We start from the raw sequence: 15781 nt of genomic DNA, 5'->3' as shown, positions 1-15781 counted from the left end.
AATCACACGAAAGAAAATTCATATGCGGGTTTTGCGCATGCGACCCACCGGCAATCGCCACGGAACTGGTCCATCCACATCAGTCCGACAAGGTTTTCCGATGCGCTGAAATCAAGAAATTCAGTTCTTTTGGTAGGTCAACACGGTGAACGTCTGGTCGAAATAGAAGTTCGGGTAGAACGGTGCCACCGCGGTATTCACTTTCATGGCCGGATCGACGCCACCTTCGGCGGCGACCAGATAGACGCGATCCCGTGCCGTATCCAATGCCAGGGTCCGTGCCATCGGCCGCGTGGTGATGGCCTGGTCGAGCGCATAACCGTCGGGACCTGTCTGCTTGATCACCACCAGATTGGCGTCAATCCCGTTGGCCGTGTAGATGCGATGGGTGGCCTGGTCGTAGATGACGCCGTCGTTGCCGCGGCCGATCGGGAGCGTGGTTACCAGGGCTCCGCTTGCCGCGTTGAGCACGGCCAGCACCGGCCGGTCGCTGCGGCAGCCGACGAAGATGCGTTGATCGCCGGCGTCATAGTCCAGCCCGACGGGCTGGTGGCACGGCGCGGTCGACCAGCTGGCGGTCACGGTATGCGTGCGGGCATCGATGCGCACCACCTTGTCGCGGTCGCGCTCGGCGACGAAGATATTGCCATGCCCGTCCGGCGCCGATGCCTCGATGTTGCCGCTGTCCAGCGGCAACGTGGCGACGAGCTTGCCGCTGCGGGCATCGACGAACGCCACCTTGCGACTGTCGCCCATGGTGAAGAACAGTTGTCCGGTGACCGGCTCATAACTGCCGGCGTCGGCGCTCTGCCCGAAGTGGATATGGCGGATGGTTTTCAGCGACGACAGCGCGAACTCGGTGCTCGTGCCATCGGAGTTCACGCTGAACCCGCGATCGAGCCGAGGCACCAGGATCGCCTTGTTCGCGCCCTCGGTGCCGGCAATCGTGGCAACCAGCTTGTGCGTGGTCACGTCGAAGACGGTGACGCCGTCGTGCCGGCGGCCGATGAACAGGTGCGACCGTGCGGCGTCATAGGTCAGGTAATCCCACCCCGGTGCCTTGCCCGGCAAGGCCACCGCGGAACCGAGATGGTAGAAGCTCGTGGCGCGGCCCGGTACCGGCAGCAGCGCGAAGCAGAGCAAGGCGAGCGGCACCACCAGGCGGCTGCGTGATGGCATCGCTTTTCGCTGTCGGTTCGGGCGCATCATCCGCTCCTAGTTGCCCAGCTTGAACCAGAGGATTTCGCCGCCCTTGCCGTGTTCACCTGGCGAAGCGGCCAGGTACAGGCGATCCAGCTGCGGAACGACGATGCCCGACTTGGCACCGATGGCGCTGGCGATCCACGGCCGCGCAGCGTAGAGGTTGGGGGTGACCTGCTGGAACACGCCGAGATAGCCGTCGCCACCGGGCACGTAGACGCGCTTGCGGGCGCTGTCCCAGAACAGCCCGTCCGAAGTCGCCGGCGCATCCAGCATCGCCACCGTGGCGCCGGTGTCCGTATTGAGCACGAACAGCTTGCTGGGATTGCGGGTGCCGACGAACAGGCGGTGGTCGGCCTCGTCCAGCGCCATCGTCAGGTTGGTCTGGGCGCCGCTGAGCGGCCAGTGCGCAATCACCTTGAGCGTCTTCTTGTCGACCACGGCCACGTAGTTCTGGTCGGCCACGTTCACGAACAACCGGCTGCCATGCTGCTCGGCCTTGACTGCCTCGACATGGTCCGAGTCGAACCGCAGCTTGGCGTACACATGGCCGGTGAGCGGATCCACCTCGTTGAGGAAGCAGTCCTTCATGCCGACGTCCTTGCCGCCGGTGACGATGTACAGGTGGCCGGTCGAGGAATCGTATTCGGCCGAGTCGGCACCCGGTGCCAACGTGATGTGGCCCACGACCTTCAAGGTGGTCGCATCCATGATCTTGGTCATGCCTTTGCCGCTGTCGGTGAGGATCAGCCGGTTGTGCTCGGGCAGGTAGACGAAGGCGTGTGGCGTCTCGACACCGTGGAGCGTGCGCTCGTGCGCGCCGGTCCTCAGGTTGAACAGCTCCACCGTGCCGTGATCCTCCGCCGCCAGGAACAGCCGGTTGCCCTTGACGTCGACGCCGAAGTGGTCGAAGTCGCCGGAATAGCCGGGGTGCCAATCGGTGCTGCGTCCGATCAGGCTCGCCGTCGGGTTGGGATCGGCGACAGCCACCGGGGCGACCGGCTCCATCAGCTTGGCCAAGTCGGGGATCTTCGCGCGCAACTCGTCGCGGATGGCAAAGCCTTCACGCTCAAGTGCCTTCTTGTCGTCGCCAGGCTTGTACGGAAGCACGATACCCACCGCGCCAAGGGTCTTCCCGCTGGCGTCGAGCAGGCGCGTCTCGACCTCGAAGCGGCGGCCGTTGACCTCGAGGTTGGGAATACCGGTATTGATGGCGCGCATGTCATCGTCGTCGGCCGCCTTGCCGAAACGGCCGATGCTGGTACCCACCACCACGTTGGTCGATTTGCCCGGCGGCACGATGTGCAGCATCAGGATCAGCAGCCTGGGATGCGCGGCCATGGTCTGATCGACCAACTGCTGCGCATAGGTATGCGTCGGGATGGCCGGATCGAACTGGTAGGGCTGGGTCAGGTTGCCGACGTTGGAGATCTTGCGGCGCAACTCGTCGCGCACCGTCTCCGCATTTTTCGCCAGCGCAGCCTTGTCGTCGCCTGCCTTGTACGGGTAGACGATGCTCACCGCACCCACGGTGTCGTGGGTGACGTCCTGCAGCGGCAACTCGACTTCGAAGTGGTCGCCTTCTGCGTTCACGGCCATGGCCGGCTTGCCGGTGTTGACGACACCCATGTCGTCGGAGTCGGCCTTCTTGCCGATGCGCCCGATATTGGAGGCGATGATGATGTTGTCGGTCTGCTTCGGCGGCGTCACGTGCAGCGCCATGATGGCGATGTCCGGGTGCGCGGCGAGCGTTTCGTCCACCAGGTGCTGGGCGTAATTCGGCGCGGCCGTCTGCGCCAGCAGCGGCGGTGCGAGCAGGGCAGTGCTCAGGAGAAGTGCGTAACGAACCATGGATTCCGTCCTCGACGATTGACGTGAATGAAGCGGGTGTCGGCGTGCTGCGCGGGATTGCGCGAGCGGAAGCGGGTCGCAGCGATCACCGGTTACCCCGTTCCCTCCCGCCCGCTCCGGAGCCGCGTGTCATGCACCCTAGAACAAGCACCTGACGGATACCTGTAACGATCCTTAAAGTTCTTTCAGGTTGGCAGGCATGGCTTCTCTTCCCGCCATGGAGCATGCGTCGCCACGATGCAGGCCTGCCGCACGCGCTTTGTGCGTCGCGTCACTGGTTGCGTTCGATGCGGGCATACACTCGCTGCGCAATGTCGACAGGCAGGTGTGCCATGAAGATTCTCATCGTCGAAGACCAGCAGCGCCTCGGCCAGTTTCTCAAGCAGGGGCTCAGTGAATGCGCCTACACGGTGTGCTGGGTCGGCACCTGCAGGGAGGCCCGCGATGCGCTAGCCGAAACCAACTATGACGTGATCATTCTCGACCTCAGCCTGCCCGATGGCGACGGCCTGCACCTGCTCTCGGAATGGCGCCGCTCCGGCTTCAACGAGTCCGTGCTCATCCTCAGCGCGCGCGACGCGGTGGAGGACCGCATCAAGGGTCTCGACCTCGGCGCCGACGATTACCTGCCCAAGCCCTTCAGCTTCGATGAACTGCTCGCCCACGTACGTTCCTTGCTGCGGCGCCAGTCGGCGGTAAAGCAGACCGTGATCACCCATCGCTGCGTACGCATGGATCTGTTGAGTCACACGGTCAAGCTGAGGGACCAGAACGTCGATCTCACCAGCCGGGAATTCGCGCTGCTCGAAATCTTCATGCAGAACGCGGGGCGCACCCTGACCCGCTCGTACATCTCGGAAAGAATCTGGCCCGGTTTGGCGGACAACAATCTGCTGGACGTCTACATGAGCCGCCTGCGCACCAAACTCGAGTCCAATCCGACCGAACCGCTGTTCAAGACGCTGCGCGGGATCGGCTATCAGCTGGTATGAAATCGATCGGCGCGCGCATCACGTTCTGGTTCGTACTGAGTGTCACGCTTACCCTGGCCTGCCTGTTCGTCGCCGGCCACCAACTGCTGAAGAACTACGTGATCCACGACCTGGACCTGCTCAATGCCACGGAATTCGGGCAGATCAAGGCGCGCCTTGGCTCGGACTATCCGACGCTGAATGGCGCGATCATCAACGAACGCATCCGCCAGACCACCGAATACGCCTCGGTGCTTTTCTATATCAGCATAGACTCGCCCAAACAGGGCAACCTGTTCCGCTCGAAGAACCTGGCCGGCAATCCGCTGCCCGACGTCAAAGGCAAGCGGGTCTACAACGGCACCATTCCCGGCATCGGCGAGCTGCGCATCGCCGAGTTCGTGCTGCCGCCGTTCGATGTCAGCATCGGTACGCCGGTGGGCCAGATGCGCCGCGCCATGGTGGCTTATTCCGAAGTCAGCCTCGCGCTGCTGTTGGGCATGATCCTGGCCAGCATCGTGATCGGCCTGGGCCTTTCCCGCCTGATGCTGCGACCGGTTCGACTGATTGGCGAAACGGCCAACCGCATTCGCTCCGACAATCTCACTGAACGCATCGGCGTCACCGGAGTCGACGACGAGATCTCCGATCTAGCACGCTTGTTGAACCAGATGTTCGATCGACTCGAATCCTCGTTCACCCAGGTACGCCAGTTCAGCGCCGAGGTATCGCACGAGCTCAAGACCCCGCTGTCGCTGGTGCGGCTGCATGCCGAGAAGCTGCTCGCCGACGGCAACCTGGATCCGACACAGGAGGAGGCCATACTGGTGCAACTGGAGGAACTGGCCCGCGTCAACCACATGGTGGATGAACTGCTGTTTCTGTCGCGCGCCGAGGCACAGGGCGTCCGCATGAGTCTGGTGCCGCAGGATCCACATCACTTTCTGCAGAGCTTCGAGCAGGATGTCCGCGCCTTGGCCGAGCACCAGGGACGGCGCCTGCGCTACACGCACCGCGGCGAGGGCGTGGTGGCTTTCGAGGAACGCTGGCTTCGACAAGTCGTCCTGAACATCCTCACGAATGCCTTGCGAGCCTCGCCGCCCGGCGGCCTGATCACGCTGCGCTCGGAGTTCGTGCCTCGTTACTGGAGGGTCAGTGTCGAGGATGAGGGACCGGGCTTGACCATGGATCAGTGCGAGCGGGCCTTCGACCGCTTCGTGCGCTTCCATCAGAGTGGCGAGGAGGATCGCGGCAGCGGCTTGGGCTTGGCGATCTGCCGCAGCATCATCCAATTGCACAATGGACGAATCTATGCCGAGCCGCGCGCAGACGGCGGGGGCCTGCGCGTGGTGTTCGAGCTGCCCGCCAGCGACGAGCGCGTGCAGAACCCTGTGTAACGCGGATTCCTTTGCTGGCCAAAGAATGTTTGACTCGCGTTGTCGCGGTCACGCTGTTCGTCTCGAGCCAGCCATGGAGTTGCGACTGGCAAGGGCGCCGAGTCCGGGCCGCGCTTGCCCCGCCTGGTGTCGTCGATGTTGATGTAGACGTGGCCGACGGCGCGCATACCACTGGAAACCATGGCATCGGCCGCCGCGCGCACACCGGTGCCGGTGGCTTTCCACGCGAAATGATTCCAGCTGTGCCAGCCCATCGGCGGGGTGGCGGCCACGGGCTTTTCGGCCGTCACCGGTGCGGTGGTGAACATGGTGGCCAGGGCGGGCGAGAGAACGAGCGAACGCATGCGGCATGCTCCGCTGGTGGGTGGCGCGGCAATGAACTGCGCACTGTCTCGGCTGCAACAGCGCTGGCAAGCACGCGTTCCCGTCTTGCAGTAGCGCGGAAGTGGCCACGGCTGAACAGGCTGCGCGAGGTCAACGCCAGCAGGGGACCAGCTTCGGCATCGAATATGTTGCAGCCGCACATGGAGAAACGTTAGCTCGGACTTTTGATTTCGCAATTGTCTGGTTTTAGTGCGGCGCGACAGCATCCAGCATGTGCTTCAGCCACGTGTCCGCGAAAGGGCTTCGGGCTGGTTGTGCATCTTGCGGGGAACTGCCGACAGACCGTCGAACGGCTCGGCTACGTCAATTCTTGGGGAGACACCAACATGATGGGCAAGACCACGTTTGATGCCGGACGCCGCCATGCGGCGGGGAAATTCCCGATGGCGCGCCTGTCCGGGGCGATCGCGCTGGGACTGCTGTGCTGCGGGTCGCTGGCGTTGCATGCACAGCCGGCCACAGCGGCGGTGCCGGGGCAGCCACAGGACCAGAACGCGTCGACCGCGTCCACCACCGATGCGAAATCGCCGAAGAAGAAGGCTGCGAAGGTCGGCGACAAGCAGGCCAAGGATTTCTCTGCAATCGTGGTGACCGGCATCCGCGCATCAGTCGAAAAGGCGCAGGACATCAAACGCGACGCAGACACCTTCGTCGATTCGTTGTCCGCCACGGACATCGGCGCGTTGCCGGATCGCAGCGTCACCGAAACCCTGTCGCGCATCCCCGGCGTCACCATCGACCATTTCCTTTCCCAAGGCGACCCGGAACACTTCTCTGCCGAAGGCAACGGCGTGCAGGTGCGCGGCCTCACGCAGGTGCGTTCCGAGTTGAATGGCCGCGACATCTTCTCCGCCAACGGCGGGCATGCCCTCAGCTTCCAGGACGTGCCGTCGGAACTGATGTCCGGCGTCGACGTGTACAAGAACCAGACGGCCGAGATGATCGAGGGCGGCCTGGGCGGCACGGTGAACCTGCGCACCTTCATGCCGTTCGACTTCCAGGGCCAGAAGATCGCCGCGTCCGTCAGCGAGAACTATGGCGACTTCGTCAAGAAGTACAAGCCATCCGGCTCGGTGCTCTACAGCAATCGCTGGCACACCGACCTCGGCGAAATGGGCGTCCTCGTCGATGTCGCCGATTCCCAACTGGCAACGCGTACCGATGGCTTGTTCGTGCGTCCGTTCTTCAAGAATGCAAGTGGCACTTGGGTGCCGCGCGGCGCCGATTGGCGCACCTTGCTCTACGATCGCAAGCGCGACGGTGCCTACCTGGCCTTCCAGTGGCGTCCCAGCGACGATCTCGACTTGTACGCCACCGCGTTCCAGAGCAAGTACCACGAAGTCTGGAACGAAGATGCGATCTTCGTGGGCAACGATCCGACGAAGGTGACGGTGGATGCCAGCCAGCCGAGCCAGATCAATGGCGGCGTGTTCCAGTCCGGTCGTCTTACGCAGCCCGGCGGCATGCCGATGGGCACCGACATCCGCGCCTCCAACAGCCATTCCAAGACCACGGACTTCTCCACCGGGATGAAGTGGCGGCTGGGCACCAGCACCGAACTCACGAGCTCCTTGCAGTTCGTCAAGGCCACCACCAACAGCCTGGATTCCACGGTGGCCTTGGGCACCAACGTGCCCTACATCGACGTCGCCCTGAACGGCAGCAACCCGCCGCACATCGGCGTCGATTCCGCCTTCACCGGGAACCCCGCCAATTACTACTGGGGGTTCACCATGGACCACCAGAATCAGAACTATGCGAAGGAACTGGCTTGGCGCGCCGACATCGACCACAGCTTCGTCGATGGGTTCGTGCAAGGGGTGAAGGCGGGCGTGCGCGTGACCAACCGCAACGCCGACAACATCGATACGGGCTACAACTGGAAGCCCGTGTTCCAGACCTGGATGCAAGGCTGGGCAATACCCAGCGGCGCATTGCCTGGCCTCAACTTGAACGGCACCGTAAATACCAGCCTGGTGCACCTGGACACGTTCAAGAACTTCTACAAGGGCGACGCTGGCATCCCGGGCGCATTCTATGCACCGGTGCCGTCGACCGCGCTGGGTTACCCGGGGAGCTATGCGGACATCCACAATGCTGCCATCCCGTATTACATCGGTGGCGGCTACAACGTCCCGTACCAGCCCACGCTGCTCGATGCCGCGCACACCAATCTTCAGCACGAAAAGACCTACGCGGCGTATGCCATGCTCGACTTCGGGGTGGACGATGTCGGTCTGAGCGGCAACATCGGCGTGCGTGCGGTGAAGACCAGGAATGCCAGCCAGGGCTTCCTGGTGTATCCCAACCAGGCGTTTGCGCCTTATCTCGGCACGGGCCAGTCCGCTCCCATCAGCGCCCGCAACGAGTACACCGACGTCCTGCCCAGCTTGAACGTGAAGTGGGAATTCGCGCCGAACTGGATCACGCGTTTTGCCTTTTCCAAGGCGGTTGCGCGGCCGGACTTCAGCCAGATGCAGGCGTATCAGATTCTCAGTGCCGCCGTGCTGTCCGGCTATACGCCGCCACCCGGCACTACCACCCTGCCGCTCGATAAGCTGACGCTTACTAGCAGTTCCAACAGCAATCCGTACCTGACGCCGATGAAGGCCAACCAGTTCGATCTGTCGCTGGAGTGGTACTTCGACCAGGACCGCGGCGGCATGGCCTGGATCAACCTGTTCCACAAGGGGATCAGCGACTATTTCCGCAACGAGTCGCACTTCGTGACGTATCCGGGTGTCGACGGCAACAGCTACCAGTACCTGGTCACCCGTCCGGTGAACGTCGGCAAGGCGACCATCGATGGCGCGGAAATCGGCTGGAACCAGTTCTTCGATTTCCTGCCGGTCAAGGGCTTCGGCATGTCGGCGAACTACACCTACATCCGGAGCAGGACCCATGTGCCGAACGACACTACGGCGGTGCCGGTGGATACGGATGGCTCCGGATACGGCAGCCTCCCGGCGGATGGCTTGTCGAGGGATTCACTCAATGTCGCCGGCTTCTACGAGCACGGTCCGTGGCAAATCCGGCTGGCCTACAACTGGCGCAGCCAGTACCTGCTGTCGATCGGTCCGAATGGCTACAACGGTACCGACAACAACATTCCGTGGAAGCTGCCGGTATTCGCCGATGCCTACGGCCAGCTGGATGGTTCGATCTTCTACGCGTTCAACGAGCACGTGAAGCTCGGCCTGGAGATGAACAACCTCAACAACGCCGAACAACGCACGATCATGGATCAGAACGCATCCGGCAAGCACGTCACTTCCTGGTACGTGAACGACTCCCGTTATGCGCTGACGCTGCGCGCGACGTTCTGATCATGCAGTGCCTGGGCAGGCTATGAGGGTTCCTGCATGGGGCAGGGCATCCAGCGTTGGGTGCCTTGCCAGGAGCCGTGAAGCCTCACTGCGTTCCGGCCGGTTGATCGCGCCGGCCGAGATGACGGCAACGTTGAGAAAGAATTTCTTCGACATCCCGGAACCATCGGCGCCACGCTCAACGTGAGCATGGCGGAGGCGTGTGGGCAGAGTGTGCGCCGTCGCATGTTCTGGCGGCTCGTCCGGCACCCAGAGGGAGGCGCAATGAAACGATTCGTGCTTGGCACGCTCTGCGCACTGCTGTGCCAGATGGCGGCCGCATCCGTCGTGGTGAAGGACATCAGCTACCACGGTGACGATGGTGGCCCCGTGCCTTCGCCGACGCAATATCGCAATCCGGTGCTGGCGGGTTTCTATCCCGACCCATCCGTCATTCGGGTCGGTGACGATTTCTACCTGGTCAACTCCACCTTCGGCTACTTCCCGGGACTGCCCGTCTTCCGCAGTCGGGATCTGGTCGACTGGACGCAGCTCGGCAATGCGATCGACCAACCCGGCCAGATCAACTATGGCCACGGCGAATTGACCGGCGGCCTGTTCGCCGCGTCTATCAGCCACCACGGCGATACGTTCTACATCACCAATACCTGCTTCTACTGCGACAAGGGCAACTTCCTTATCACGGCGAAGAATCCCGCCGGGCCTTGGTCAAACCCCATCTGGCTGGGCTTCGAAGGAATCGATCCCTCGCTGTTTTTCGACCAGGACGGCACCGCGTGGGTTGTGAACAACGGCATGCCCGAAGGCGAGCCGCGTTACGAAGGGCATCGCGCGATCTGGATCCAGCAATTCGACCTCGCCTCGATGAAGCTGGTCGGGCCGCGGAAGGTGCTGGTGGATGGCGGCGCGAAACCTGCCACCCAACCGCAATATGTAGAGGGGCCGCACCTCTTTCGTCGTGGCGGCTATTACTACCTCAACACGGCCGAAGGTGGCACCGGCGAACAGCATGCCGAGATGATCTATCGCAGCCGCAAGGTTGCCGGTCCCTACGTGCCGTGGGATGGCAATCCGATCCTGACCCAGCGCGATCTAGCGCCCGGCCGGCCGCATCCAGTGACGTCGACGGGGCATGCGCAATTGGTCGAGTTGAAGGATGGGTCCTGGTGGGCGGTATTCCTGGGAACACTGCCGTATCGCGGTAACCAGTACAACCTGGGTCGCGAGACCTTCCTGCTGCCGGTGACCTGGCATGATGGCTGGCCCGTGATCCTGCCGCACGGCAAGTCGGTGCCCATGGTGGCGCAGCGACCCGACTTGCCGCGCGAGTCGCAGGCGATACCGACGAGCGGCCCATTCCATTGGAGCGAGCGCTTCCGTGCGCCGACCTTGCCCATGCAGTGGATGACGATCCACGCGCCCCACCAGTCCTGGTATGCCACCGGTCGCGAAGGCCTGCGTATCCAGCCGTCAGCAGTGCCGCTGGGTGACGACACGTCCGGCCAGCCAGCCTATGTTGCGCATCGGCTGCAGCATCACCGGGCCACGATCGATGCCCGGTTCGACGTGCGCGGGATGCGTCTCGGCGAACAGGCAGGCCTCGCCATGTTGCAAAACGAAACCCATTTCTATGCAGCGGGTGTTGTCCGCCATGCGTCGGGCGATGTGCTGGCGTTGTTTCGAAGGGCGGGCAAGGAAGATCCGCTGGCGGGCGTCGAGCTCAGCCACGCCAACTTGCCTGGCGGGGTCACCACCGTTTCCATCCGCCTCAAGGTGGATGGTCCGCAACTGGATGTTTTCTACGCCGTCAACGAGGGCAGTTGGCACGTGCTGCAGCACGGGCTCGACGCCAGTCTACTGAGCGCCGCCACGGCGGGTGGCTTCACCGGTGTCACGTTTGGTCCCTACGCTTACCAGCAGCCCGTGCACGGCTCTGACTCGCAGAAGGCGGTCGGCGATTGAGCACTACCATGGGCTTTCGGCATGGCCGCGGCGACTGTCGCCCACCGGGTGCCGCGGCCACGACACCCGACTCTCGACCACGGTGGAATGTCGCGCAAGTCGAGTGAAGGCGACAAAGTCGCGGACACCACGACGAACGGTGATCAGTGCAGAGACATTTCCAAACGAGTCATGACGGTGCCAGTGTGGCGTCATCGCGTACCGTCGCGCCTACGACGCAGTGCTGAGGTGCGGACAGTCTGTGCGGAACTGACGGGACGTGCACGGTGTTGCAAGCGTCCGCGGGAGTCAGGCAACCGCTGATTGCGGCAGTCGCAAAAGAAGAAACGTCAGGCAATTTGGCTGATTTTGTAATTGTCTCCATGCGCAAGTGATCGGAGCATGCAGGTTGCGCCCTTCAGTCCGTGTGGCGCGTTTTGTCGCAAGGCTGGTCGCCCGGACCGGTGAGCCACTGCACTGGTGGTTGTTCGGACCATCGCCGGCGGACCGGTCGGCGTGCCAAGGTGCTGCGGTCGGAAAACCAAGAGTTGGAGGGGAGCCAGATGTACGACGGGTTCGGTAGTGCCGCCCGACAAGATGTGCACGCGTGCTCGGCGCGCGCGCACCAGTCGCTGACTGCCGCGTCAAATCCGATCCATGCGATGCGGGCCGGCATGTTTTTGTCGGCAATCGCGTCCACGATCGCGTCCACGCCATGTACGGATCGATTACCGCATGTCGCGCGTCAGAGCGCTGATCGACGTTTCCGCCCTGGCCCTTCCGCAGGCAACCCCTCCACGCGTGTGTTGCCGGCTCCCAATGGTTGACGACACGATGAGCCTTCTCAAACCAACCAAGGTGATGTTCCGGGTTGTGCACTGCCTGTTTCTGTTGTGCCTGTCTGCGTTGCTGCCCGTGGCAGCGCAGGAGGTTTCGTATGCGTGGCACAACGTGCGCATCGGCGGCGGTGGCTACGTCAGCGGGCTGGTCTTTCACCCCGCTGTGCGGGGGCTGGTTTATGCGCGCACCGACGTAGGAGGTGCCTACCGCTGGGATGTGGCCAAGTCCCGCTGGGTGCCGTTGACCGACTGGATCGGGGCGAAGGATCAGAATTTGCTGGGCATCGAGAGCCTGGCGCTTGATCCCGCCGATCCGCAGCGCCTGTACCTGGCAGCCGGCACCTATACCACGCCGCAGGCGGGTGACGCCGCCATCCTGCGCTCGCACGACCAAGGACGTCATTTCGAACGCACCGACTTGCCGTTCAAGCTCGGTGGCAACGAACTGGGACGCGGCAACGGCGAACGCCTGGTAGTCGATCCGAACGATGGCCGCATTCTGTTCCTTGGCTCGCCCGATGCCGGCTTGTGGCGAAGCGATGATTACGGCGCGCACTGGGCAAAGGTCGACAGCTTCCCGGCGGTGGCGACCTCGCCGTCGGCCAGTGCGCGTAACGCGTGGCGCACGCAACCCATCGGCATCGTATTCGTGCTGTTCGATCCGATCAGCGGCCGGCACGGGCAGCCGACGCCGGTGCTCTATGCCGGCGTATCCACGCGCGAAACCAGCTTGTTCCAGTCGACCGATGGCGGCCGTCATTGGAGCGCCGTGCCGGGGCAACCCGTCGGCTTGCGGCCCGGCCACATGCATCGTGCCAGCGACGGCAACTATTACCTGAGCTATGGCGACGAGCCAGGTCCGGACACCATGAACGATGGCGCCGTGTGGCGCTGGCAACCGTCCAGCGAACGCTGGACCGACATCACGCCCCTGCGCGGCACCGGCAAGCAGCAGGGTTTCGGCTGGGGCGACGTGGCCGTCGATCCCTCCGACCCGAGGGTGTTGATCGCCAGCACCCACCATCACTACACGCCACACGACTTGCTGTTCCGCAGTACCGATCGCGGCGCGCACTGGTCCGAGGTCTTCGCGCACTCGGTGTTCGATCACGGCGGTGCGGCGTGGACGGTGGAGCATACGCCGCACTGGATGACTACCGTGGCCATCGATCCATTCGATCACGACCATGTGATGTTCGTCACGGGCTACGGCATCTGGGCTTCGCGCGACATGCGCCGGCTCGATGATGGCGGCAAGGTGCACTGGTGGTTCCAGGATCGCGGGCTGGAGGAAACCGTTCCGCTGGGTCTGATCAGTCCGCCGCAGGGCGCGCACCTGCTGAGCGCGATCGGCGACCTTGATGGCTTCCGTCACGACGATCTTGCGGTGGCGCCGCTGCAGTTCCAGGCGCCGCCACGCTATGCCAACAGCCAAAGCATCGACTATGCGGGACAGCGCCCCGCGTTGATCGTGCGCAGCGGTTACCTGCGTGAACCGTTCGGGCCGGCCGTGCGCGCGGCGTGGTCCGATGACGATGGCCGGCACTGGCAGGCCTTCGCCAGCGAACCGCCGGAAGGCGACGGTGCCGGCAGCATCGCACTCACCGCCGATGGCAGCGCGGTGCTGTGGGCGCCGTGGCATGCGCAGCACGTTTATCTCACGCGTGATTTCGGCCGGCACTGGCAAGCCGTACAAGGTTTGTCCGGCGATGTTGGCGTGCTTGGTGATCGCGTCGACCCGCGGCGTTTTGCAGCATTCGATCCGCGCACCGGGGCGTTGTTCGCCAGCCGCGATGGTGGCGCGACATTCACGCCGATCCGGGGTGGTTTGGGGCAAGCCGCGCAAGGCCACGATCACGTGCAATTGCAGGCGGCGCCGGACGCGGCAGGCGTGCTCTATCTCGCAGCGCGTGATCTGCCGTTGCTGCGTGGCGATGACGCCGGCAACGTGCAGCAACGCTTTGCGGGCCTCACCGGTGTGGATGCCTTCGGTTTCGGCAAGTCTGCGCAAGGGCGGCACGAGTCGACCTTGTTCGTGGCCGGCCGGCTCGACGGACACCAGGGCATTTTCCGCTCCATCGATGACGGCGGCCATTGGCAGCGCATCAACGATGAGGCGCATCGCTATGGCCGCATCACGCATCTCGTTGGCGACCCGCGCGTGTTCGGCCGCGTGTACATGGCCACCGGCGGGCGCGGCATTGTCTATGGCGAACCGCAGGTGGCCCGATGAAGCCGAAAACGAAGATGCGCGCTTCCCCGATGCGTCGCCTGTTGTGTGCCGCGGCTCTTGCGCTCGGCCTCTTCGCCGCGTTGCCGGCGGCGGCCGCCTCGCTGCCGCGCGTGGTCAGCCAGAATGGTCGGCACATGCTGCTGGTGGATGGGCAGCCTTACCTGATCCTCGGCGCGCAGGTGAACAATTCAAGCAACTGGCCGGCGATGCTGCCGCAGGTCTGGCCGGCGATCGCGGCGATCCACGCCAACACCGTGCAGGTGCCGATTGCGTGGGATCAGATCGAGCCGGTCGAGGGCAAGTTTGATTTCAGCTTTCTCGATGCGTTGGTCGCGCAGGCGCGCCAGCAGAAGGTACGGCTGGTACTACTGTGGTTTGCCACCTGGAAGAACAACAGTCCGAGCTACGCGCCGGCCTGGGTGAAACTGGACAACCGACGCTTTCCGCGCGTGCTGAAGAAGGACGGCTCGACGCTCAATTCGTTGTCGCCTCTCGGCAGCAACACGCTGGAGGCCGACCGCGCCGCCTTTGTGGCACTGATGACGCATCTGCGCACGATCGACGCAGATCGCCACACGGTCATCATGGTGCAGGTGGAGAACGAGTCGGGCACCTACGGCACCGATCGCGACTACTCAACCGCCGGCACGCGCTTGCTGCAGGCTCCCGTTCCCGCGGCGGTGCTGAAGAAGACCGGAAAGCATGCCGGCAGCTGGTCGCAGGTGTTCGGCAAGGACGCAGCAGAGTTCTCGTATGCGTGGGCGATCGCCCACTACATCGATCAGGTCGCGGCTGCGGGCAAGGCCGTCTACGACCTGCCAATGTACGCGAATGTGGCCCTGCGCGATCCGTTCCATCCAGGCCCGCCCGGCGTCAGCTATTCGAGCGGCGGCCCCACCGACAACGTGCTCGACATCTGGCGTGCCGCGGCGCCTGCGCTGGATCTGCTGGCGCCGGACATCTACATGCGCGAATACGCCAAATACACCGCGGTGCTGGATCGCTACGGGCGTGCCGACAACCCGTTGTTCGTCGGCGAAACCGGCAACGACGTGCTTTACGCACGTTACCTGTTCGCCGTGCTGGGCCACCAGGCGATCGGCTACTCGCCGTTTGGCATCGACTACACCGGGTATTCGAACTGGCCGCTGGGTGCGAAGGTAATCAACGAAGACACTATCCAGCCATTCGCGGCGAATTACGCCCTGCTCGCGCCGATGCAGAGCTTGCTCGCCCGCCTGAGCTTCGAGGGCAAGCTGTGGGGCGCTTCGGAGCCGGACGACACGCACGAATCGACGCTCGACCTGGGCAGCTGGCGCGTGCATGTCGGCTACGGCCAGCCGCCGTTTGGCATGGAGCCGCCCAAGGGCAACGAGAACAAGCAGGGGGGCGTGTTGATCGCCCAGCTGGGCAAGGACGAATACCTGGTGACCGGCTACCACGCACGGGTCGACTTCATGCCGCCGCCGGGTCGCCACGTGCGCTTCCTGTTCGAGCGGGTGGAGGAGGGCCTCTACGAGAACGGCCAGTGGCATTTCCTGCGCGAATGGAACGGCGACCAGACCGACTGGGGCCTGAATTTCACCAGCCAGCCGCAAGTGTTGCACGTCAAGCTGGCCACCTACTGAGGGATTTGATT

Annotated in this window: 9 protein-coding genes; 6 read left to right on the top strand and 3 right to left on the bottom strand. The window is 63.6% G+C overall.

Annotated elements, in window-relative coordinates:
- Window positions 1-120: 120 nt before the first annotated feature.
- Together AB7878_RS04160 and AB7878_RS04155 are read right to left on the bottom strand one after the other, a co-directional pair.
- Window positions 121-1209, bottom strand: a complete 1089-nt coding sequence (locus tag AB7878_RS04160; RefSeq protein ID WP_369493141.1) for a YncE family protein — start codon at window positions 1207-1209, stop codon at window positions 121-123.
- Between the two features lie 6 nt (window positions 1210-1215).
- Window positions 1216-3051 carry a YncE family protein gene (locus tag AB7878_RS04155; protein ID WP_369493140.1) on the bottom strand — a complete coding sequence of 612 codons (1836 nt, stop codon included), beginning with the start codon at window positions 3049-3051 and terminating at the stop codon, window positions 1216-1218.
- A gap of 332 nt (window positions 3052-3383) precedes the next feature.
- On the opposite strand from AB7878_RS04155, the gene AB7878_RS04150 reads away from it, so the two are divergent.
- Window positions 3384-4043: a response regulator transcription factor gene (locus AB7878_RS04150; RefSeq protein WP_369493139.1), complete on the top strand. Its 660-nt coding sequence runs from the start codon at window positions 3384-3386 to the stop codon at window positions 4041-4043.
- Window positions 4040-5419, top strand: a complete 1380-nt coding sequence (locus tag AB7878_RS04145; protein ID WP_369493138.1) for a sensor histidine kinase — start codon at window positions 4040-4042, stop codon at window positions 5417-5419. Before AB7878_RS04150 ends, AB7878_RS04145 begins: the two co-directional genes overlap by 4 nt.
- Here the strand turns inward: AB7878_RS04145 and AB7878_RS04140 are convergent.
- Window positions 5332-5763, bottom strand: a complete 432-nt coding sequence (locus AB7878_RS04140; protein WP_369493137.1) for an alpha-amylase family protein — start codon at window positions 5761-5763, stop codon at window positions 5332-5334. The genes AB7878_RS04145 and AB7878_RS04140 overlap by 88 nt on opposite strands.
- 366 nt (window positions 5764-6129) lie before the next feature.
- Between AB7878_RS04140 and AB7878_RS04135 the strand changes: the two genes are divergently transcribed.
- From AB7878_RS04135 to AB7878_RS04120, 4 genes are all read left to right on the top strand, one after another.
- Window positions 6130-9129 carry a TonB-dependent receptor gene (locus AB7878_RS04135; protein WP_369493136.1) on the top strand — a complete coding sequence of 1000 codons (3000 nt, stop codon included), beginning with the start codon at window positions 6130-6132 and terminating at the stop codon, window positions 9127-9129.
- A gap of 264 nt (window positions 9130-9393) precedes the next feature.
- Window positions 9394-11091 (top strand): glycoside hydrolase family 43 protein, encoded by a 1698-nt coding sequence (locus tag AB7878_RS04130; RefSeq protein ID WP_369493135.1) that lies wholly within the window; start codon window positions 9394-9396, stop codon window positions 11089-11091.
- A gap of 813 nt (window positions 11092-11904) precedes the next feature.
- On the top strand, window positions 11905-14142 hold the full coding sequence (locus AB7878_RS04125; protein WP_439653820.1) for a beta propeller repeat protein: 2238 nt from the start codon (window positions 11905-11907) through the stop codon (window positions 14140-14142).
- Window positions 14139-15770, top strand: a complete 1632-nt coding sequence (locus AB7878_RS04120) for a DUF5597 domain-containing protein (protein WP_369493133.1) — start codon at window positions 14139-14141, stop codon at window positions 15768-15770. The genes AB7878_RS04125 and AB7878_RS04120 overlap by 4 nt, the downstream gene beginning before the upstream one ends.
- Window positions 15771-15781: the final 11 nt, after the last annotated feature.

Source organism: Rhodanobacter humi (assembly GCF_041107455.1).
Taxonomy (GTDB): domain Bacteria; phylum Pseudomonadota; class Gammaproteobacteria; order Xanthomonadales; family Rhodanobacteraceae; genus Rhodanobacter_A.
Note: the sequence above shows the minus strand (reverse complement) of the source record. Positions and strands in the feature narration are given on the sequence as shown.